Origin of the sequence: Paraburkholderia caledonica (assembly GCF_000383275.1) — a bacterium.
Classification (GTDB): Bacteria; Pseudomonadota; Gammaproteobacteria; order Burkholderiales; family Burkholderiaceae; genus Paraburkholderia; species Paraburkholderia caledonica.
Genome location: NZ_KB911056.1, coordinates 1 through 20532, shown reverse-complemented (window position 1 = coordinate 20532; position 20532 = coordinate 1). Strand labels below are relative to the sequence as shown.

The window sequence follows — 20532 nt, the reverse complement described above, 5'->3', positions numbered from 1 at the left end:
GCGGCATTGCCGCTTTCCTCGAACCGGACCGACGCGGCGTGCTGTTAGATGCAGCGCGCTGCGCAGTGTAATGCCCTATGACTTTTCGCTTCACCAACTGCACCGGCTCAACCGGTTTCATTGGTTCTCTCCGCGCGGCTGCAAACCGTCTCGGTCTCACGCTCGCGTCGCTTGGCTGTGTGTTGGCGTTGGCGGGTTGCGCGCCGTCGGTCGTTGACCGCTCCGCCCTGAGCAGCGCCGAACCGGCCATTCGTACAGTCGGGCAAACGGCGCCTCATGCATTGCAAGGTAGCTCGACCGATGATGACGAACGAGCCGCTGCCCTTGCGCCGAGCTTATCGGCTGCCGACCCGCAATCCGAGCCGCAGTCCGACGCGCAATCCGCGGATGACGATTCGCCGGCCGCGTCGGCTTGCGCTTGCAGCAGGCGCTTTCTGCAGACCGGCCTCGCGTCGTGGTACGGCAAGGTATTCCATGGTCGCCGCACCGCGAGCGGCGAGCGCTACAACATGCACGCATTGACCGCGGCGCACCGCACTTTGCCCTTGGGCGCGTGTGTGCGAGTGACGGCAGTGGGGCGAGAACGTTCTGTGGTCGTGCGGATCAACGACCGTGGGCCGTTCGTGCACGGACGGATCATCGATCTCTCGTATGCCGCTGCCGAGGCAATCGGTGTGAACGTCGCGGGTACCTTGCCCGTCAAGCTCGAACACATTGCGCCCGCGCGTGGTCTGAACGGCGCTCGTCGCTGTGTTGACCGGGCAGAGCGGGCAGCGTGAGGGTCGGCCGCAAGCTTTCGCGGCTTTCGATGCGGCCGGGATTCGCGTGACTCATGCTCGAGAGAATGCAGCACTGGCGTGCGAGTTTTTCGCTTTCACGTCCGTCTGTAACAAATCATCGCCGTCTGTAAATGTTCACATGTCCGCACTGTTTATCCCCCAGGGTTCGATGTCGCGCGGCATTGCAACTTCGGGATGGTTGTTATGGCCTGCGTAATATCTACCGCGTTGTTCGTTACAAACGTAGTTCTTTCATCTTGAGAATCAATTTCTGAGCGGTTACTTTCTGTGCACTCGTGAGGTAGCCCCCGCGAGCGTGTGATGTTTTTACGGCGTCGTCCTGACCAGGCACGACGCCGTTTTTTTTGCTCTCGACGGCCCGCGCGCAACGACCCATGCCGCGAAACGCGCAGAGCACCCGGGCAATCGGAGCGCGACTCGGTGTATTGAGCGGTTGCCCAAGACATAACCTGAAAGCTTTGCTCCGCGATTAACTGCACGTTGTCACAGTGAGAGGTGTCGATCCACTGATCCAGTGTTTTTTGACTGGTTTGTGCGGACTCGACAGCTTCATTGCAAATCTACAACAGCGGCAGCACCGATTTGACAATCCTTAAACGATTTATTTTGGGACCGTTTCTATACTCACTCAAATTGTCAAATCGCTGTTTCCCGAAAAGCTTGTCGCGGTTTGAAAAAGACAGGCGCGGGGCCTGAAGTGTGCGAGAGAGACCACCTTTTTATATGCAGGCCCATACGGGCCGAAACTAGCCGGCGGGACCTGAGAGGCGTCGGGAACGGCGCGCAAAACCGGCAAAAGCGGCATGCGAGCCGGCAGCCGCCGCTGAACCGTTTAATGGCATTCAGCAAAGATCGATCGTCTTTTCGATTATGATTATCGGCGGTTTGATAATCGCCGCTCCCAAATCGAAAAATGCGCGCTAATTTTGAGATGGGGTGGCAGCAGGGTTGTACGGGGCGCGAGGCGAAGGACCATTAGTCGAAAGAGAGTCAAACAAACTTCGAACCGAAGATGAATGAAAGGCCGGATCGCCGGTGCCAGCGAGCACCGGCATCCCGGTCGATCCGCCGGCTTGCCGGTAATGGCCGCGGTCGCCGATACGCCGCTGCGCCCATTACCGGCAAACGACGAACGAACGACGAACAAACGACGAAGTCGCGTTGCGGGGTTTTTATGAGAATTGCTGTCCTGGATGACGATTCGGCGCAAGCCGATCTGGTTTGCCAAACGCTGTCGGCAGCGGGCCACGTCTGTCATGCATACGTTGCGGGACGCGAACTGGTGCGGCAGTTGCGGCGCCAGACATTCGATCTGCTCGTGCTCGATTGGAATGTGCCTGACATGTCGGGCGAAGAAGTGTTGCGTTGGGTGCGTGAAAGCCTGTCAGAACGCTTGCCCGTGCTGTTCATGACGAACCGCGGCCAGGAGAGCGACATTACGTCGATCCTGAACATCGGCGCCGACGACTACGTCGTCAAGCCGGTCCCGGCCGCCGTCCTGCTCGCGCGCGTCGGTTCGCTGCTGCGCCGCGCTTATCACCTGAAGCCGTCGGCGGCGACGGAAGTCTTCGGCGAATTCGAGTTTGATCTGCATGCCAAGCATGTGGTGGTGCGCGGCACCAAAGTGGCGGTCACCCAGAAGGAGTTCGAACTCGCGCTGTTGCTGTTCCAGCATCTGAGCCGGCCGCTGTCGCGCGCGCATATTCTCGACGTCGTCTGGAAGCAGGCGACGGACATCCCGTCGCGCACGATGGACACGCACGTGTCGATGCTGCGCAGCAAGCTCGGCCTGCGGCCGGAACACGGCTACCGTCTGACGCCGATCTACGGCTATGGCTACAGACTGGAGCGGCTGGAGTCAGCGAGCGATACACCGCCAGCCGCGGACCGTTCGCAAGCGGGGCAGGCGTGACGGTTTCCGTCGACGACGCTTCAGCGATACGCGGCAGGACCGGCTCGGCTGGCCGCCGCGCGAGCGCCGTACTAGCCGCGGCGGGATTCTTCGCCTTCGCCTGCTTCGCGCCCGCTTCGGCACAGGCGCAGCCGTCACGGGCGCCAAAGCAGCGCGCGAAAGCCGCGCCTCCCGCCTATGTTTCCTATGTGACGCACGCAGGCGACACACTCTATGAAATCGCGAGCCGGTATCTCAGCGACACCGCCGACTGGGCCGTGCTCAGTCGCCTGAATCAGGTGCCCGCACCACGTCGCATGCCCGCCGGCATTGCACTGCGTCTGCCAGCCGACAAACTGAAGCAGGACCCGGAGACGGCACGTGTGATCGCGACGAGCGGTCCAGCCGAGCATGCGTCGGGCGCGAGCCCTTATCTGCCGCTGACGGCGGGCGCGACGCTTGGCGAAGGCGACCGCATCCGCACCGGACCCAACGGTTTCGTCACACTGGAGTTGTCGGATGGCTCTCATCTCACGATGACGCAGGACGGCGCGCTCGACATCGACAGGTTGCGGCGGACCACACTGACGGGCGCGGGCGACCGTCAACTGGAACTGCGTCGCGGGCAGGTCGAGAGCCAGGTCACGCATGCGACGAAGAAAGACGACCGCTTCCAGATCCGTTCGCCGTCGGTAGTTGCGGGCGTGCGTGGGACGCGCTTCAGGGTCGCTTACGACGGCGACGCGCAAACCACGGCTGTCGAAGTGCTGGACGGCGCGGTCGGCGTCGATCCGATTGCGGCGCTTGCGCGCAAGTCTGCACCGCCGCCAGGCGTGCCGCTGCAGGCGTCGGCGCAACTGCTCACGGAACGCTTCGGCAGCGTGACGCGAGCCGGCGCCGCGATAGGCGATGCAGTTGCACTGCTTCCAGCACCTGCGCTCAAGGAGCCGGCGAGAGTGCAGGACGGCAAGACGGTGGCTTTCGATCTGATTCCGGCCGAGGCCGCCGGAGCCGCCGAAACTGCAACATCCGCAACAACCTACCGCGTGCAGATTTCCCGCGACGCCGACCAGCTCGATCTTATCCGCGACCTTCGCGTGAGCGCGCCACATGCGGACTTCGGCGATCTGGCAGACGGCACGTATTTCGTGCGCATTGCGGCGATCGACTCGAACGGGCTCGAAGGTTTGCCGCAGGTGTATGCCTTCGAGAGACGGCAATTCGCGGTCGGTGCGTCGGCCGTGCCGCGCGCGGGCAGCCACGATTACGAATTCCGCTGGTTCGTGAGCCGCGCGCCGGCGTCGGCGCAAACGCGTTTTCGCTTCGTCATGGCGACGACGGCCGATCTGCGCCATCCGATTGTCGACCGCGCGGATCTGACGGGCGGGCAACTGGTGGTGAGCGATCTGCCGCCAGGCGTCTATTACTGGACCATCGTTGCCGAGCAGTTCGACAACGGCCGCTTGTACGCGACGGCCAGCGCAGTTCGCACGTTCACGCTTGCGCGCTGACGCTGATAGATTCACTGGCCCGGAAGTGGCCTGGAAGTGACCCGGTCCGCTTGCTGTTTTTGGCTTTCTACCTTCTGACATCGCGCCTTGCCCAACACATCCACGCGCTTGAGCCTCGACCCGCGCGCCCGTCTCGGACGGCGCGCCGGCCGTCGTTTTCTGATCGAATGGGCGGCTATCGGATGCCTGGGTCTCGTCGTGATCGCGCTCAGTTCGTTGGGTCGCATGAGCGCGAGCGTCGATCATCTGGTGTACGACCGCTTACTGAGTCTGCATGCGCAGGCGGTGCTGCCGGACATCGTCGTGCTGGAAATCGACAATGAAAGCATCGCGCAACTCGGCCGCTGGCCGTGGCCGCGCAGCGTTCACGCCCGATTGCTCAAGCAGGTCGCGAAGGCAAAGCCCGCCGCGGTCGTCTACGACGTGCTCTTCACCGAAACCAATCCCGACGATGCCGAACTTGCCCGCGCGATTGCGCTGAGTCCGACCTATTTGCCGGTGCTACTCACGGACGCCGGGCAAGGCGCGCCCGCTGTCGTCGTCGAACCGGTGGCGCCGCTCGTGCGCGCGGCGGCCGGCCTCGGGCATATCAATCTTGAAGTGGACAGCGACGGCATCGTGCGCAGCGTCGCCCAGTTCGAAGGCGACGCCGACTCGCGCTGGCCGCAGTTGATGCTCACGGTGGCGCGGGCGGCAGAACGCGGCGCGCTAGGGTTGAATGTGCAGCCGGCGAGGCGCGCGTCTCTGGAATCGGCGAGCGATGCAAGCGATCGAGGCGCCGGTGCGCACAACGACGCTGCGAGCGACGGCCGCTTCCTGATCCCGTTCAGCCCGAATGCACAGAGCTACGAGAAGCTCAGTTTCGCGAGCGTGCTCGCGGGCCAGGTCCCGCCCGAGAAATTGCGCGGGCGCATCGTCGTAATCGGCGTGACAGCATCGGGTCTTTACGACCGGTTTGCCACGCCGGTATCCGGTGCATTGGGGCCGCTGCCCGGCGTCTATATCCACGCGAATGTGCTCGATACGCTGCTCACCGGCCGCGAAGTCGCGCCTGCCGCACGATGGCTGCTGCTCCTCGTCTCACTGGCGCCGCTCGCGGCGTTGCTGGCCGGTTTCCTCGTGCTGTCGCCGCGCCGCTCGCTGCTGCTGACGGGCGCGCTGTGCCTGCTTGCCATGTCCGGCAGTGCGATTCTGCTGTACGGCGCGCAGCTGTGGTTGTCGCCCGTGCCCGCGATTCTCGGCGTGGTGGCCGTTTATCCGATCTGGAACTGGCGCCGCCTCGAAATGACGATGGCGTATCTGCGCAAGGAGTTGCAGCGTCTCGCGGACGAACCGCATCTGCTGCCGCAAACGCCGCAGCGCCGGCGCCAGTTTGGCGGCGACGTGCTCGAACAGCATATGGCGCTGATGGCGCAAGCCGCACAACGCGTGCAGGACATGAAGCGCTTTATGTGGGACAGCCTGGACAGCATGCCCGAGCCGATTCTCGTGAGTGACATGCAGGGCATCGTGCTGATCGCGAACCATGCCGCGAGGGCGCACTTTGCACGTCTTGGTGCGCCGATGCCCGAGGGACGTTCCATGCAGGCGGTGCTCGGTGGCCTGACGTTCGTCAAGGCCATCGACAGCGGAGCCGGAGCGGATGCCGAAAACGATCTGCTGGCCCGCGCGCACTGGCCCGCGCTGCTCGATCCCACGAGCCGCGAGTTTGCCGCGCTGATGGCGCAGGGCGTCGAAGTGCGCGACGCTGACGGGCGCGATCATCTGCTGCGTTATGCGAACTGCACGAATGCGCAGGGCGAGACGACCGGATGGATCGCCGGTCTCGTCGATGTCTCTGCGTTGCACGCCGCCGAGCGCCAGCGCGAAGACGCACTTCGGCTGTTGTCGCACGATATGCGCTCGCCGCAGGCGTCGATCCTTGCCCTCGTGGAGATCGAGCGGGCCCGCGAGAAGCCGGTGCTCGCGCGCGGCTTGCTCGAGCGCATCGAACGTTACGCGCAACGTGCGCTGACACTCGCCGACGACTTCGTACAACTCGCGCGCGCCGAGTCGCAAACCTACCTGCTGGAGCCGGTGAATCTCGCCGAGTTGATGATCGACGCGAGCGATGAGGTCTGGCCGCAAGCGCACGCGAAGCGGATCGCGTTGCACACGGAAACGGACCTATCGGCAGAAGGCCGCGATATGGACGATAACGGCGACGAGGGCCACTGGATCTGCGCCGATCGTTCGCTCCTGACCCGTGCGCTCGTCAACATCCTGAACAACGCGGTCAAATACAGTCCGCCCGACACGCATATCACCTGTGAGCTATCGAACGAGGTGCCCGCGCGCACGTCGGCGACGGCTGGTTTCACTACGGCGGTTGCATCGGATCGCGTGACGCGACGCGTGTCGTGCACGATCCTCGACCAGGGCTATGGGATACCGCAAGACCAGCAGGCACAGCTATTCGAACGCTTCAGACGGTTTCACGAAACAGAGCGGCCAGAAGTGGGCGGCGCCGGGCTCGGCATGGCTTTCGTCAAGACAGTGGTCACGCGCCATGGCGGTGAAGTGAACGTGGTGAGCGCGCCCGGGCGGGGCACGGCAGTCACGATCTATCTGCCGGCACTGGAAGAAGCGCAACTGGATCGGCCTGCGAGCCGGCGTCATGACGCCTGAGCGCGTCTTATCGAATCGGGGAGCGAACTGTGGAAGCGGTGAAAGCGGTGAAAGCGATGAGAGCGGTGAACGCAATGAAAGCGATTCTGGTGTGTACGGCGCTCGCTGCGGCGACGCTCGCCGGATGTACCGGCATGCACGCCGACGTGCACACCGCGACGCCCGCAGCCGCACTAGCTGGCGAGCGGACGTACACGTTCGCGCGTCTGCCGATGCAGGAAGCGCGCGTCGACCATGCGCAGTTCGAAACCGTGCTGCGTGACGAGCTGACGAAGCAGGGTTTCGCCGATACGACGGAGCGGCCCGCGCATTACGTGCTCTCGGTCGGATACGAGACGCGGCCAGCACAAATCGGCGTTGGCGCGAGCGACTGTGCATCTGGCAATTGCGGCCCGCAGACCGATGCATCGGTCTCGCTATTCGGCGCACGCGTCTACCGTCATACGCTCACGCTGCGGTTTTTCGAACGCGTGAGCGGGCGCGAAGTGTACAAGGTCAGCGCAGCCAGTACCGACCGCGATGCCGATCCGCTGCACGCCACGCCCGCGCTAATCAGAAGCGCGCTGGTGCAGTTCCCGTTCGACGCACCAACCGACTGGCGGGTGAAATTGCGCCCGAATCCAGAAGGCAGCCTGCCGGACGTGGTCTCGGTGACGCCATTGCAAAGATAACGCCGGCTACAGCGGATCGCACGGCGACTGCTCGTTCGGTATCGGATCTTCGGGCCAGCGGTTTTCAAATACGCAATCGGCGAGCGGCGTGCGCTCCGCCCATCGTTCGGTTTGCAGCATCGGTTCGCGATAAAAGCGGTCGACGTGGCCAAGGCAAAGTATCGCGACCGGCCGCGCGCCTTCCGGCATGCGCAGGAGCCGACGCACTGCATCGACGTCGAAGAGAGACACCCAGCCCATGCCGAGCCCTTCGGCGCGGGCGGCGAGCCACATGTTCTGGATCGCGCAGGCCACCGATGCGAGGTCCATTTCCGGCAGCGTGCGGCGGCCGAAAATATGCCGCTCGCGGCCGTCCATCAGCGCCATGACGAGCAGCTCGCCGCACTCCAGCATGCCTTCCACTTTCAGCTTCATGAACTCTTCGCGGCGCTTGCCGAGCGCGTCGGCGGTAGCCAGCCTTTCGCTTTCGACGTTCGCATGCAACGCAATACGCAAGGCGGGATCGGTGATGCGCGCGATGCGCCACGGCTGCATGAAGCCCACGCTCGGCGCATGATGCGCGGCATCGAGCAGACGCTGCAATACTGCGGCATCGACGGGATCGCGCACGAAGTGGCGCATGTCGCGGCGCTCGTAAATCGCGCGATAAACCGCGTCGCGGTCGGCTTCGTTAAAAGGCTTCGCCATTGAACAGAGCGGCCGTGAAGGCCGGGTTGGAGGGCCAATAAGCGTGCATGTAAGTCGCGACAATCGAGCCGACGCGGTATATCGCCTCGCCGGGTGCATCGGCTTGAGGCCGCGTGGCTGAGCGCAACGGCGAAAGCGGCGTGCCGAGCTTCGAGTAGTGAAACGTGTGGCCGGTCACGGGGCCATGCGTGCTGTCGATCTGTTGCATGCCGAGCGCGGTGAAGCGTGTTTGCATCGTCGCGTGACCGGGCAGCAAGCCGAGCATCGACGTGCTGACACCTTGTGTGTCAGTGAGTTTATCGAGCAGATAAAGCATGCCGCCGCATTCGGCGACGAGCGGTTTGCCGGCCGCCGCATGTGCGCGGATCGCCGCGGCGCTGCGCGCATTCGCGGCGAGCGCCGCGGCATGCAGTTCGGGATATCCGCCGGGCAGATACAGCGCATCGGTGTCGGAGGGCGGCGCTTCGTCAGCGAGCGGCGAAAAGTAGTGAACGTGGGCGCCGAGCGCTTCGAGCAGCGCGACGTTGGCCGGGTAGATGAACGAAAACGCGGCATCGCGCGCGATGGCGATTTTTTTGTTGTGCAGAAGGCGGGGAAGCACTTGCGGCGTAGCCGCGCCAAACTCCACCGCGGGCGGCAGCCCGGCCAAAGCTGTATGACTGAGCGCATCGGCGGCGCGATCCAGACGCGCGTCGAGATCGTCGATTTCCGCGGCCTGATGCAAGCCGAGGTGGCGATCGGGCAATTCGATTTCGTCGCTGGCGGTAATGTGCCCGCACCAGCGCAGCGCCGGCGGCAATGCCTCTTCGAGCATCTGCGCGTGACGCGAGGAACCGACGCGGTTCGCGAGCACGCCATGAAACGGCACCCGAGGCCGGAAATTCGCGAGGCCGAACGCGACCGCGCCGAAGGTCTGCGCCATCGCCTTCGCCGAAATCACCGCGAGTACCGGCACACCGAACTCGGTCGCGAGATCGGCGCTGCTCGGCGTGCCGTCGAAGAGGCCCATCACGCCTTCGATCAGGATCAGATCGGCGTCGTCCGCCGCCTGCGCGAGAAGATTGCGGCAGGCGTCCTTGCCGACCATCCACAGATCCAGCGACAGCACGGGCGCGCCGCTTGCGCGCGCAAGGATCATCGGATCGAGAAAGTCGGGCCCGGTCTTGAACACGCGCACACGCCGCCCCAGTCGCCGATGGTAGCGCGCGAGGCCCGCGGTGATCGTGGTCTTGCCTTGACCCGACGCGGGCGCGCTGATAAAGAGCGCAGGGCAGGCGGACACGTTCAGAACTCCACGCCGCGCTGCGCTTTCACGCCTTGCTCGCGGTACGGATGCTTGACGATGCGCATTTCGGTGACGAGGTCGGCCGCTTCGATCAGCGCATCGGGCGCGTGGCGGCCGGTCACGACCACATGCAGCATCGCCGGACGCGCGTTGATGACGGACAGCACTTCGTCGAGCGGCAAATATTCGTACTTGAGCACGGTGTTCAGTTCGTCGAGGATGACCATCTGATAGTCGCCGCTTTCGATCATCCTGCGTGCTTCGTCCCAGCCTTTGCGTGCGGTGGCCATGTCGGCGTCGCGGTTCTGCGTGTTCCAGGTGTAGCCGTCGCCCATCGTCACGAAGTCGCAGTTGGCAATCGCGCCGAGGAAGTCGCGCTCCGACGTATGCAGCGCGCCCTTGATGAACTGCACGACGCCAAGCCTCATGCCGTGGCCGAGCACACGCACGGCCATGCCGAAAGCGGCGGTTGTCTTGCCCTTGCCGGTGCCGGTGTTGACGATCAGCAGGCCCTTTTCGACGGTCGCGTTGGCCTGCTTCTTTTCGTGGCCTTCGCGCCGGCGTTCGGTCATGCGTTGATGCGATTCGGGATCGGTCTTCATGGAAGGTCCTGTGAGATGGTGGTGACACTGTGTGCTGGCGCTGGTGCGGTCGATGCGATCGCCACGGTGACACCAGCGTAAACGGTTTTGCGAGCGATCAGATGTGCGGTGCAACCGGCGGCCACCGCGAGCAACGCGCACGGTTCGCATACGCCGTCCACGCCGAGATGCTCGCGTGCGGCGGCCGACGGTTCGTGAACGCCAATCGCGAGAATCTGCTCGCGGCTGAACACTTGCAGCGTGAACCCGTGACGCGCGCAGAACTCCAGCAGGCCCGGTTCGTCGGCTTTCGTTTCAATAGAGGCTACCGTTGCAATCTGTTCGAACGTGTGCGAACCGAGCGCGGCGCGCACCGCCGTTTCGATCTCGTCCGCCGATGTATGCAGGCGGCAACCGATGCCCACGCTAAGCGTTTTCATTTCGCGTCCGGCGAAGATGCCGCATCTGATGAGCCTGCCGCGGCGGCACGCGCGAGCGCGAGCGACGCCACGCCGCCTATCACCACGATCGCAGGCGAGCCGAGTCCCGCGCGCGCGACGGCATCGGCGAATTCACCAAGCCTCGAAAGCGCATGGCGTTGCTCCGGACGCGTAGCCGATTCGATCGCCGCACACGGCGTGTCGGCGCGCATGCCGGCTGCGAGCAATGCGCTGACGATATCCTTCAGCCGCCGCATGCCCATGTAGATGACGAGCGTCATGTGGGTGGCGGCGAGCGCGCCCCAATCCGGCTCGCTGCTGCCCGCACCGTGGCCGGTCACGAATATCACGCCTTGCGCATGATCGCGGTGTGTAACCGGAATGCCGATAGCTGCGGGCGCCGCGATTCCGGCTGTGATCCCGCTGATAATCTCCACCTCGATTCCGGCCGCATGCAGCGCCTGCTGCTCTTCGCCGCCTCTGCCGAATACGAACGGATCGCCGCCCTTGAGTCGCGCGACGCTGCGCCCAGCATGCAGATGATCGAGCATTTGCGCGACGATGCCTTCTTGCGGCGTCGACGGATGACCGCCGCGTTTGCCGACGTAAACAATGGACGCGTCGGCGCGCGCGAATTGCAGCACGTCGGGATTCACGAGATCGTCGACGAGTATCACGTCGGCTTGTGCGAGGGCGCGCGTTGCCTTCAACGTCATCAGTTCGACGTCGCCGGGCCCTGCGCCGATCAGCCACGCGCGTGTCATCGCGCCTCGCTAACCGTGCACGGCAACGACGTTGCGCGCTCCGCCGGCATGCGCCATGCAGTGCGGCGCGCGAACGAGCCCAGGTGATTGGAGATCGAAGTCATTCAAGCGGTGTCTTCACGCACGACGGCACGCGCGGGTGCGAACCCGGCTGCCTCGCCGTGCTTCAGCGCCTTCACATCCGTCCCTCGCGGATTCCGGCTGCCGGCGACGTGACGTCGAGAAACGCACGGTCGCCTCCGCATCTGGCCGGTATCCGGGCTGGCGGCCTCACGCGCTTTGCCTTCCCGCCCGCATTCATTCGAATGTATCGGACAGTGGCATCGAAAACGCATGCGCGGTGCAGCATGAACATTGCACCGCAGGTCGCTTACCGTTGCGGGGACAGCACAGATTGAGCGCGGGAGCGCTGCCTGTTTCCCGTTTAACTGCACACGCGAATGCATGTGCGGGCACCAAACGCGCGCATACGATAGCACACGAGAAGCCCGTGCGATAAGCGGAGAAGCCCGTGCGATAAGCGCGCCGGGCCCGCGTTTCCTTGACGGCGCCAGACGGTCGGCCTAAACTCGCACGCACTTCTGGTGCTCGTGTGCGCGCTCGTGCGCATGCAGTTAAACGGGAAACAGGGCGCCCGCCTGTCACGGTTTGGGTCAACCTGTGCTGCCCCCGCAACGGTAAGCGAAAAGTGACGTCACGGCGGTTTGCGTGGCGTCGCAGTGCCGGCTTCGGTGTCCACGCGCAAGGCCGCGTGGGCATATCACCACTGGGCGAGAAATCACTCGTCCGGGAAGGGGAAGCGGCGCTTTCGCCAGCCCGGATACCGGCCGGAACACGAAGGGCGAACGTCGCGGGGATGCGGCGCTGCGCTCATGCCCTCACACCCGTTTTCTGCGTTTTTCCTGTTGTAGCAAGGCCGTCGTTCATGCCCGAGGCACGCGCTGGACCTCATGCGTGCGGACTACGCCGGCCGGCGCCTGCAACTCCTGGGATGGACCTCACGATGCAAACTCAAATGCGCAAGATCCCCGTCACCATTGTCACGGGCTTTCTCGGCAGCGGCAAAACCACTCTGTTGCGGCACATTCTTCAGCACGCGGGCGGCAAGCGCATCGCGGTGATCGTCAACGAGTTCGGCGAACTCGGTATCGACGGCGAAATCCTTAAGGGTTGCGGCATCGGTTGCGACGAGAACGGTGTCGAAACGGAAGGGCAATTGTATGAACTCGCGAACGGGTGCCTCTGCTGCACCGTGCAGGAGGAGTTTTTTCCGGTGATGGAAAAGCTCGTCGAGCGCCGTGAGCAGATCGACCATGTGCTGATCGAGACATCGGGTCTCGCGTTGCCGAAGCCTCTCGTACAGGCGTTCAACTGGCCGCAGATCAAAAACAGTTTCACCGTCGATGCAGTGATTACCGTGGTCGACGGCCCCGCTGCCGCAAGCGGCCAGTTCGCGGAAAACCCGCTCGCTGTCGACGCGCAGCGCAAAGCCGATCCGAATCTGGACCATGAATCGCCGCTCCACGAGTTGTTCGAAGATCAGTTGGCTTCGGCCGATCTGGTGATTCTGAACAAAACAGATCTGCTCGATGAGGCTCGTCAGAATGCGGTCGAAGCCGTGATCCGCGAGGAGATTCCGCCGCAAGTGAAGGTCGTGCGCGCGCACATGGCGCAGCTCGATCTGCATACGTTGTTCGGACTCGAAGCCGCATCGGAAGAAACGATTCACTTGCGCCACGACCATCACGGTTCGGCGGACGATGCGGACCATCACCACGATGAATTCGATTCGGTAGTGGTGCATGCAAACGTGCTGTCGCGTGAAGCAGTAATCGCCGCACTGCAAACGCTTGTTCAGAGCAACACGATCTACCGTGTAAAGGGTTTCGCGGCGTTGCCGGGCGCAGCAATGCGTCTCGTGATTCAGGGCGTGGGCCGGCGCTTCGACAGCTATTTCGACCGGCGCTGGCAACCTGGCGAGGCGGGCGAAAGCCGCTTCGTGCTGATCGGTGAAGACCTCGATCAAGCCGCGCTGCAGCGCGCGTTCGACGCGGCGCTGGGCGTGTCGAACGCCCAGGTGCCGGGCGTCGCAGCGCAACAGGCGTAAGCGCACATGCATCTGCTGCGCACCACACCGGGCGGTTTCGTCGACGATACGCAAGGCGTGATCCGTATCGATCAGCGGCCTGCGGATATCGTCGTGCTCAGTTCTGCGGACACCACGTTGTCGCTGCTGGCAAGCGTGTTTCCTCGTCTCGGCGACGGCTTTCCGAGCGTGCGCCTCGCGAACGTAACGTATCTGCGGCAACCGGCGTCGGTGGATTTCTACGTCGAAGACGTGCTGCAACACGCGCGCGTCGTCGTAGTCGATCATCTTGGCGGCGAAGCTTATTGGCCGTACGGTATCGAACAGGTCGTCGCGCTAGCGGAGCGCAAACAGCAAACGCTCGCGATGTTTTCGGGCGATCTGCAGGAAGATCCCAATCTGCTTGCGCGCAGCACCGCGGACGCGGATCTGTGCCATCAGTTGTGGCGTTATTTGCGGGAAGGCGGTCCCCAGAATGCCGAGGCGTTTCTGCGCTGCATCGCGTATCGCGCGCTCGGTTGGGGACACGAGCCTGCGCCGCCCCGCGCGTTGCCGGCCGCGTCGCTTTACCATCCGCAACGCGACACGCCGACAATCGCCGACTGGCAAGCGCGCTGGCGGCACGACGCGCCCGTCGCGGCGATACTGTTCTACAAGGCGCATCTTCAGGCGGCCAACACAGCTGTGTTCGACGCGCTGATCGAAGCGCTCGACGCACAAGGCGTGAACCCGCTGCCAATCGCGATTACGTCGTTGAAGGACGCGGTGAGTCGCGAAGTCGTACAGTCGTTGTGCTCGCAACATGACGCGGCGCTCGTACTCAACACGACAGCGTTCGCCGCTTCTGCGATCGATGATCCCGAACCGCTCGCGCTCGCCGGCGACGCGCCTGTGCTTCAGGTGATTCTGAGTGGCGGCAACCGCGAGGACTGGCTCAAGGACAATCAGGGCCTTAATTCGCGCGACATCGCCATGCATATCGCGCTGCCCGAAGTGGACGGGCGCATCATCACGCGCGCGATCAGTTTCAAGGGACTCGCGTATCGCTGTCCGCATACGGAAGTCGACGTGGTGCGTTATCAGCCCGATCGCGAACGCGTAGACTTTATTGCCGAGTTGAGCCGCCGCTGGTGCCGCCTGCGCTCGCTCGACAACGCGGACAAGAAACTTGCGCTGATTCTCGCCAACTATCCGATGAGCGAGGGTCGCATTGGGAATGGCGTCGGACTGGATACGCCGGCGTCGGTGGTCGGCATTCTGTCGATGTTGCGCGACGAAGGTTATCGCGTGGCAGCCGTGCCCGATAACGGCGACGCGCTATTGCAGAAGCTGACCGAGGGCGTGACGAACGATCCGGTGGTGCGCGATCTGCGGCCCGCTTTGCAAAGCTTTGCGCTGGCCGATTACCTCACCCATTTCAACGCGCTCCCCGCCGAAGCGCGCAATGCGCTGAATGCGCGTTGGGGGCCGCCGGAGCACGACCCGAGCGTGCGGCGCGGCCGTTTCATGATTGCGGGTTGGCGTTGCGGCCACGTATTCGTCGGCATTCAGCCGTCGCGTTCGCGCGAGCAGGGCGATTACGCGAGCTATCACGACGCCGAACTCGTGCCGCCGCATGCGTATCTCGCGTTCTATTTCTGGCTGCGTCATCAGTTCGGCATCGACGCGGTCGTGCATGTCGGCAAGCATGGCAACCTCGAATGGCTGCCCGGCAAGAGTGTTGCGTTGAGCGATACGTGCTGGCCGGATCTGATTCTCGGGCCTATGCCGCATCTATATCCGTTCATTGTCAACGATCCGGGCGAGGGCAGTCAGGCCAAGCGCCGCACGCAAGCTGTGATCGTCGATCATCTGATGCCGCCGCTCACGCGCGCCGAAAGTTACGGCCCGTTGCAGGACCTCGAGCGCCAGGTCGACGAATACTATGAAGCGCTGATGGTCGACCCGCGCCGCTCGAAGCTGTTACGGCGCACGATTCTCGCGACTATCGTCGAACATAAGCTCCATGAAGAATTGAGCCTGTCCGAGCCGAAGGGTGAAGACGACGAAGATGCGTTACTCACGCGCGTCGATGCGTGGCTGTGTGAGTTGAAAGAAGCGCAGATTCGCGATGGTTTGCACACGTTCGGCCAATCGCCGCAGGCAGTGCAACGACGCGATACGCTGCTTGCGTTAGCGCGCTTTCCCGTCGGCGATGGGCAAGGTTGCAACGCAGGGTTGATCGATGCGTTGGCGCGCGATCTGCAGATCGATCACTTTTTCGACCCGCTATCGGTGGATTGGTCTGCGGCCTGGACAGGCCCGCGTCCTGACATTCTGCAACAGGTCAGCGATGCGCCCTGGCGGCATTGCGGCGATACGCGCGAGCGTCTCGAACTGTTCGCAGCGGAAATGCTGCGGAGCCTATGCGAGCCGCAAGCGCGTACGGATACAGATACGTCGAGCGCATTGGCGAAGGCGCCGCTGCCGCAGGCAGGACGCGTGATCGAGCGCTTGCGCAACGACGTGCTGCCTCGGCTCGACGCATGCGGTACGCAGGAAATGACGCATCTCAGACGCGGTCTCGAAGGGCGTTTCGTGCCGCCGGGGCCGAGCGGTTCGCCATCGCGTGGCAGACCCGATGTGCTGCCGACCGGCCGAAACTTCTATTCGGTCGACACGCGTGCGGTCCCGACGCAAGCGGCCTGGTCGCTCGGGCTCAAGTCGGCGCAGCAGTTGATCGAGCGGCATTTGCAGGAACACGGCGATTACCCGCGTGCGATAGGTCTGTCCGTGTGGGGCACCGCGACAATGCGCACGGGCGGCGACGACATTGCGCAAGCGCTCGCATTACTTGGAGTGCGACCGAAGTGGGCGCCGGGCAGCCATCGCGTGACCGACTTCGAAATCATGCCGATCGAAGCGTTCGACCGGCCGCGCATCGACGTCACGCTACGTGTGTCCGGTTTTTTCCGCGACGCGTTCGCGAACGTCATGCATCTGTTCGATGCTGCGGTGCAAGCCGTCGCCGAACTGGACGAACCTGCAGAACTGAACCCGATTCGTGAGCGTGTGCTGCGGGAACGCGATGCGTTGATCGCACACGGTATGGACGCGACCGAGGCACGCAAGCGCGCCGGCTGGCGCGTATTCAGTGCGCGTCCGGGCGCTTACGGCGCCGGTTTGCAGGACATGATCGACTCGCAGCAATGGCAGACCGACGCCGACCTCGCGAATGCATATCAGGCTTGGGGCGGTTATGCGTACACGCAGAAAAACGCCGGCGAAGAAGCGCGTCACGCATTCGGCACACGCCTCGCCGCGATGGACGTCGTATTGCAGAATCAGGACAACCGCGAACACGATCTGCTCGATTCGAACGACTACTATCAGTTTCAGGGCGGTATGGTTGCAGCCGTGCGCCATCTTGCCGGCAATCAGCCGAGCGTTTATCACGCCGACCACAGCAACCCTGCCGCGCCGCGCGTTCGCACGCTTCATGAGGAAATCGCGCGCGTAGTGCGCTCGCGCGTGGTCAACCCGAAATGGATCGACGGTGTAAAGCGCCATGGTTATAAAGGCGCTTCTGAAATTGCAGCAACGGTCGACTATCTCTATGGCTATGATGCGACCGCGCGCGTGGTCGCGGACCATCAATATGCGCTCGTCACCGATGCTTATCTGAACGATGCGGATACGCGCGAGTTCTTGCAACGGCACAATCCGCATGCGTTACATTCGATTTGCGAGCGCCTGCTGGAAGCGATGCAGCGCGGTCTGTGGCAGACGCCCGGCGACTATCGCGCGCAGGTCGAACAGCATCTGCTCGCGAGCGAACAGCAGATTGAAGGAATGCAATCATGAATGCAGCCACGCAAGATGCGCGGCCAAATCCTGCGCAAAACCCCGCGCAAAGGCCGGCGTTTCCTTTCTCCGCACTGATCGGTCAGGCGCCGTTGCAGCAGGCGCTGTTGCTCGCCGCGATCGATCCGGGGCTGGGTGGCGTGCTGGTGAGCGGGCCGCGAGGCACGGCTAAATCGACAGCCGCGCGCGCGCTCGCCGAGCTGCTGCCCGAAGGGCAACTGGTTAATCTGCCGCTGGGCGCGAGCGAGGATCGTCTGATCGGCACGCTCGATATCGAAACCGTATTGCGCGACGGCTCCGTGCGCTTTTCGCCCGGTCTGCTAGCCAAGGCGCATCGCGGCGTGCTGTATGTGGATGAGGTGAATCTGTTGCCCGATGCGCTCGTCGACGCGTTGCTCGACGTCGCAGCGAGCGGTGTGAACACCGTTGAGCGCGACGGCGTATCGCATAGTCACGAGGCGAGCTTCGTGCTGATCGGCACCATGAATCCCGAAGAGGGCGAGTTGCGACCGCAATTGATCGACCGCTTCGGCTTGATGGTCGAGTTGCAGAACTGTTTCGAGCCGCGCGTGCGTGAAGAGATCGTGAAGGCGCGGCTCGCATACGATCTCGATCCGGTGGCCTTTCGTGCCGGTTACGCTCGTGAGCAGGCGGATTACGTCGAGCGGATCCGTGCAGCACGCAACAAGCTCGCGCAGCTTTCTTTCGACGACGCCGTGCATGCGCATGTCAGCGCGTTATGTATCGACGCCGCAGTAGACGGCTTGCGCGCCGACCTGGTGATGCTCCGCGCCGCGCGAGCGCTCGCGGCGCTGGAGCACAGCGATGCAGTAACGTCGCAGCATGTGGATAGCGTCGCCGAAGCGGTGCTCGTGCACAGGCGGCGTCAGCGGGATACATCGACCGCTAACGATGCGGCCGGCGGCGAAGCAATGTCACGCGATTTGCCGCACAGTTCGACTACGCCCTCATCTTCCGATGTCGAGGCCGGCGATGGCGACTGGGGGTATCTGCCGCCGCAGCCATCCGCGACGACGCACGTCAAAGGCGTCACACCGCTTAACGTAAAAAAACGCTGAGCCATCGGAAGGGTGCCGCCGCTGACTCGCGCAGCGGTTTCCGATGGCGGCAACGGGCGCAGACGCACAGCAATGTGCGTGCAGATCCGCGTGGTGAACCAACGCGCCGTATCGCATGGCCGCAGACGTTTGCTGCGAGTGGGCAGCGACGAGCGAAAGAGCAGCGGGAAGAGCGCGGGCAACCCGCGCTGCGTGCCGAAGATCTGCGTTTCGTGCGCGAGACTCCGCCCGGCGGTGTGCTGCATTGTTTCGTGCTCGATTGCTCCGGTTCGATGCTGGCCGGTCAGCGCCTCGCACTCGCGAAAGGTCTGCTGATTGCGCTGTTCGATCGCGCGAGTGCAATGCGTGCCGAGGCTGCGCTGATCTGCTTCGGCGGCGCCGGCGCAGACCTGCGCTTTGGCCCCGCAGTGCCGCGCTGGTGGAACGAGCGTTGGCTTGAGCCCGTCGGCGGTGGCGGCCGGACGCCGTTCGCTGCGGGCATTCGACATGCAACGCAGTTGCTCGGGCGAAGCGCGCGCCGCAACCCGGCGCAACAGCGCTGGCTTTGGGTTCTGACCGACGGCCGCACGACTGATCAAGCGACGCGTCCCCTGGATGCAGACGAAGTCGTATTCGTCGACTTCGAGCGTGGCGCGATACGGCTCGGCCGCTGCGAGCGGATGGCGAGCGCCTGGGGCGCACGCCGCGTCACGCCGGAAGAACTGATTGGTTGATAGGCAAGCGGGCTTCGCGCACTGCTTGCCGCGGGTTCATTTGAAGCCGTGCGACCACTGCTGCACATCGTCCTGACGATCGAACACGAACACTTTCAACGCTATCTGCTGGGCCGGTTCGAGTTGATGGAATTCGAGTCCATGTACCGAAGAACTATCGGCGCCAGTGCTTTTCTGCAGGTTTCGGATCACGGCCGTGGTCTGTATCTCTGTGTCCATCTCCGCCGATCCGAGCCGGAAAGCCACGCGCAACCGGTCGCCGACGGCACCCAGGGTCCACGGCGCCATCAGCGACATGCCAAGCGCGCTGAGGCTCTTCGCTACGCCGAGACCGTCGTACGTGTCCCCGGTTTCGCCGATGCCGAAGCGCACCGCAAAATGCGTTTCAACGCGTATCGACTTGCGTTCGCGCAGACGCCGGATTGGGCCTGGGCGGGATAGCACCACGTAATCGAACGGAGAGCGGCAGATGGCTTCGACGGTGCATACGAATCGGAACACCGCTTGGCTTGCAATCGCGACGATGTCGATGTTTTCGCCGAGGCCGAGCGCAAGCATGCGCCCCTGCTGAAGCGGCGGAGTGATGAACAGCGAATGATTCGGCGCAAAACCGATGATGCGACATGGATGCATGGGTGCGCCGCTGCCCATTTGCAAGCGTACGCCAAGCAATGCACCGATCTCGACGTGCATGTCGGCGAGCGTCAGCGGTGTTTGCGGTTCGGCATGCGTATCCGCTACGGCTGCTGGCTGTGCTGCCGCGTCCGCCAGGTCGCCGCGGCGCGGCTCGAAGTGCTTGAAGAGAAAGGCTTTTTCGTCGGCAGTTGCGAGAACTGTGCCGCTTGCAAAAAGCAGTGAGCCGTCTGCATCGACGATCGGCCATTCGAGCGGTGTGCCTACCGGTACCGCGTCGGCGCTGAGGGCCGACGAAGGCGCTGCTGGCGCGGGATTCGGGACTTGCTGGTCTGCTGATTCGTCCATTGAGCAGCGAAAGTTTGAGTGGCGGGATATCCAGTTTAACGGCGGCCGGCGAGAGAGCTTTAATTGGTGCGAGACGGCGGCGGCAGTTCTTTCGTGTGTTCGTAGTAGGGGCAGGTCGGCAAATTGTGTTGGATACCTAACTATTTGCAGGTACGCGGAAAAGTACTGCTCGTTCCGTTTCTCAACTTTTTGAAAATAATTGCAGATGAGGGGTTGACGGGCTGCGGGCTGCATCGCATAATTCGCCTCCCGTTTGATGACGGACGCGAAGAAAGCAGAGCTTCTTCACGAATGATCTTTAAAAACTAACAGCCGATAAGTGTGGGCGCTTGATGCGCGACGCGAGCCGGGCCTTTCGGGGTCTGGCGCAAAGCGAAAGTATCAAGTCTCACACAGTAATGAAAGGAAGGTTTGGTCATCGAGAGATGGTTGAACACTTCGTCAGTACGTTGAGTGAGCGACCGGTTGGTAAAACAACCGAAAACAGTAACAGGTTTGAACTGAAGAGTTTGATCCTGGCTCAGATTGAACGC

General features: G+C 63.3%; 16 protein-coding genes and 2 riboswitches. Of the genes, 9 read left to right on the top strand and 7 right to left on the bottom strand.

The window, feature by feature from the left end; translation table 11 throughout:
* Positions 1-77 precede the first annotated feature (77 nt).
* The 5 genes from H281_RS0133585 (at position 78) to H281_RS0133565 (ending at position 7540) form a co-directional block, all read left to right on the top strand.
* Positions 78-779: a septal ring lytic transglycosylase RlpA family protein gene (locus H281_RS0133585; RefSeq protein ID WP_020071511.1), complete on the top strand. Its 702-nt coding sequence runs from the start codon at positions 78-80 to the stop codon at positions 777-779.
* Between the two features lie 1195 nt (positions 780-1974).
* Positions 1975-2712, top strand: coding sequence for a response regulator transcription factor (locus tag H281_RS0133580; RefSeq protein WP_020071510.1), 738 nt, complete (start codon positions 1975-1977; stop codon positions 2710-2712).
* Positions 2709-4202, top strand: a complete 1494-nt coding sequence (locus H281_RS0133575) for a FecR family protein (RefSeq protein WP_020071509.1) — start codon at positions 2709-2711, stop codon at positions 4200-4202. The genes H281_RS0133580 and H281_RS0133575 overlap by 4 nt, the downstream gene beginning before the upstream one ends.
* An 87-nt stretch (positions 4203-4289) precedes the next feature.
* Positions 4290-6869, top strand: a complete 2580-nt coding sequence (locus H281_RS0133570) for a CHASE2 domain-containing protein (RefSeq protein WP_027805175.1) — start codon at positions 4290-4292, stop codon at positions 6867-6869.
* Positions 6870-6943: 74 nt separating this feature from the next.
* Positions 6944-7540, top strand: a complete 597-nt coding sequence (locus H281_RS0133565) for a DUF4136 domain-containing protein (RefSeq protein WP_051121069.1) — start codon at positions 6944-6946, stop codon at positions 7538-7540.
* A gap of 6 nt (positions 7541-7546) precedes the next feature.
* Here H281_RS0133565 and bluB read toward each other — a convergent pair whose 3' ends face one another.
* From bluB to cobA, 5 genes are read right to left on the bottom strand one after another with little or no spacing between them, the layout of a single operon-like run.
* Complete coding sequence (bluB, locus tag H281_RS0133560) at positions 7547-8227, bottom strand: 5,6-dimethylbenzimidazole synthase (protein ID WP_020071506.1); 681 nt, start codon at positions 8225-8227, stop codon at positions 7547-7549.
* Entirely contained in the window at positions 8211-9509 is a 1299-nt protein-coding gene (locus tag H281_RS0133555) for a cobyrinate a,c-diamide synthase (protein WP_020071505.1), read from the bottom strand. The genes bluB and H281_RS0133555 overlap by 17 nt, the downstream gene beginning before the upstream one ends.
* 2 nt (positions 9510-9511) lie before the next feature.
* Positions 9512-10114, bottom strand: a complete 603-nt coding sequence (gene cobO, locus H281_RS0133550; RefSeq protein ID WP_020071504.1) for a cob(I)yrinic acid a,c-diamide adenosyltransferase — start codon at positions 10112-10114, stop codon at positions 9512-9514.
* Positions 10111-10533 (bottom strand): cobalamin biosynthesis protein, encoded by a 423-nt coding sequence (locus H281_RS0133545; RefSeq protein ID WP_020071503.1) that lies wholly within the window; start codon positions 10531-10533, stop codon positions 10111-10113. Before H281_RS0133545 ends, cobO begins: the two co-directional genes overlap by 4 nt.
* The gene (gene cobA / locus H281_RS0133540) at positions 10530-11297 is read right to left on the bottom strand and encodes a uroporphyrinogen-III C-methyltransferase (protein WP_020071502.1); all 768 of its coding nucleotides are present in this window, start codon (positions 11295-11297) and stop codon (positions 10530-10532) included. The genes H281_RS0133545 and cobA overlap by 4 nt, the downstream gene beginning before the upstream one ends.
* 230 nt (positions 11298-11527) lie before the next feature.
* Positions 11528-11772, bottom strand: a riboswitch (cobalamin riboswitch).
* 90 nt (positions 11773-11862) lie between these two features.
* Positions 11863-12143: riboswitch (cobalamin riboswitch) on the top strand.
* Between the two features lie 157 nt (positions 12144-12300).
* On the opposite strand from cobA, the gene cobW reads away from it, so the two are divergent.
* From cobW to H281_RS0133520, 4 genes are all read left to right on the top strand, one after another.
* The gene (cobW, locus tag H281_RS0133535) at positions 12301-13404 is read left to right on the top strand and encodes a cobalamin biosynthesis protein CobW (protein ID WP_027805173.1); all 1104 of its coding nucleotides are present in this window, start codon (positions 12301-12303) and stop codon (positions 13402-13404) included.
* Between the two features lie 6 nt (positions 13405-13410).
* Positions 13411-17226, top strand: a complete 3816-nt coding sequence (gene cobN, locus H281_RS0133530; protein ID WP_020071500.1) for a cobaltochelatase subunit CobN — start codon at positions 13411-13413, stop codon at positions 17224-17226.
* Positions 17223-18305 (top strand): ATP-binding protein, encoded by a 1083-nt coding sequence (locus tag H281_RS0133525; RefSeq protein ID WP_020071499.1) that lies wholly within the window; start codon positions 17223-17225, stop codon positions 18303-18305. The genes cobN and H281_RS0133525 overlap by 4 nt, the downstream gene beginning before the upstream one ends.
* Before the next feature lie 74 nt (positions 18306-18379).
* Positions 18380-19018 carry a vWA domain-containing protein gene (locus H281_RS0133520; RefSeq protein ID WP_020071498.1) on the top strand — a complete coding sequence of 213 codons (639 nt, stop codon included), beginning with the start codon at positions 18380-18382 and terminating at the stop codon, positions 19016-19018.
* 36 nt (positions 19019-19054) lie between these two features.
* On the opposite strand, the gene H281_RS0133515 is transcribed toward H281_RS0133520, so the two are convergent.
* Both H281_RS0133515 and H281_RS37150 read right to left on the bottom strand, forming a co-directional pair.
* Positions 19055-19999, bottom strand: a complete 945-nt coding sequence (locus H281_RS0133515) for a flagellar brake protein (RefSeq protein ID WP_020071497.1) — start codon at positions 19997-19999, stop codon at positions 19055-19057.
* A 305-nt stretch (positions 20000-20304) separates the two neighbouring features.
* The coding region (locus H281_RS37150) for a hypothetical protein (protein WP_206362289.1) at positions 20305-20532 on the bottom strand (228 nt) is incomplete at its 5' end.

What these genes read in the sequence shown, in the direction of transcription:
- H281_RS0133585 (WP_020071511.1), top strand. Translation starts at nt 78, where the DNA reads ATGACTTTTCGCTTCACCAACTGCACCGGCTCAACCGGTTTCATTGGT.
- H281_RS0133580 (WP_020071510.1), top strand. Translation starts at nt 1,975, where the DNA reads ATGAGAATTGCTGTCCTGGATGACGATTCGGCGCAAGCCGATCTGGTT.
- H281_RS0133565 (WP_051121069.1), top strand. Translation starts at nt 6,944, where the DNA reads ATGAAAGCGATTCTGGTGTGTACGGCGCTCGCTGCGGCGACGCTCGCC.
- bluB (WP_020071506.1), bottom strand. Translation starts at nt 8,227, where the DNA reads ATGGCGAAGCCTTTTAACGAAGCCGACCGCGACGCGGTTTATCGCGCG.
- cobO (WP_020071504.1), bottom strand. Translation starts at nt 10,114, where the DNA reads ATGAAGACCGATCCCGAATCGCATCAACGCATGACCGAACGCCGGCGC.
- H281_RS0133545 (WP_020071503.1), bottom strand. Translation starts at nt 10,533, where the DNA reads ATGAAAACGCTTAGCGTGGGCATCGGTTGCCGCCTGCATACATCGGCG.
- cobA (WP_020071502.1), bottom strand. Translation starts at nt 11,297, where the DNA reads ATGACACGCGCGTGGCTGATCGGCGCAGGGCCCGGCGACGTCGAACTG.
- cobW (WP_027805173.1), top strand. Translation starts at nt 12,301, where the DNA reads ATGCAAACTCAAATGCGCAAGATCCCCGTCACCATTGTCACGGGCTTT.
- cobN (WP_020071500.1), top strand. Translation starts at nt 13,411, where the DNA reads ATGCATCTGCTGCGCACCACACCGGGCGGTTTCGTCGACGATACGCAA.
- H281_RS0133525 (WP_020071499.1), top strand. Translation starts at nt 17,223, where the DNA reads ATGAATGCAGCCACGCAAGATGCGCGGCCAAATCCTGCGCAAAACCCC.
- H281_RS0133515 (WP_020071497.1), bottom strand. Translation starts at nt 19,999, where the DNA reads ATGGACGAATCAGCAGACCAGCAAGTCCCGAATCCCGCGCCAGCAGCG.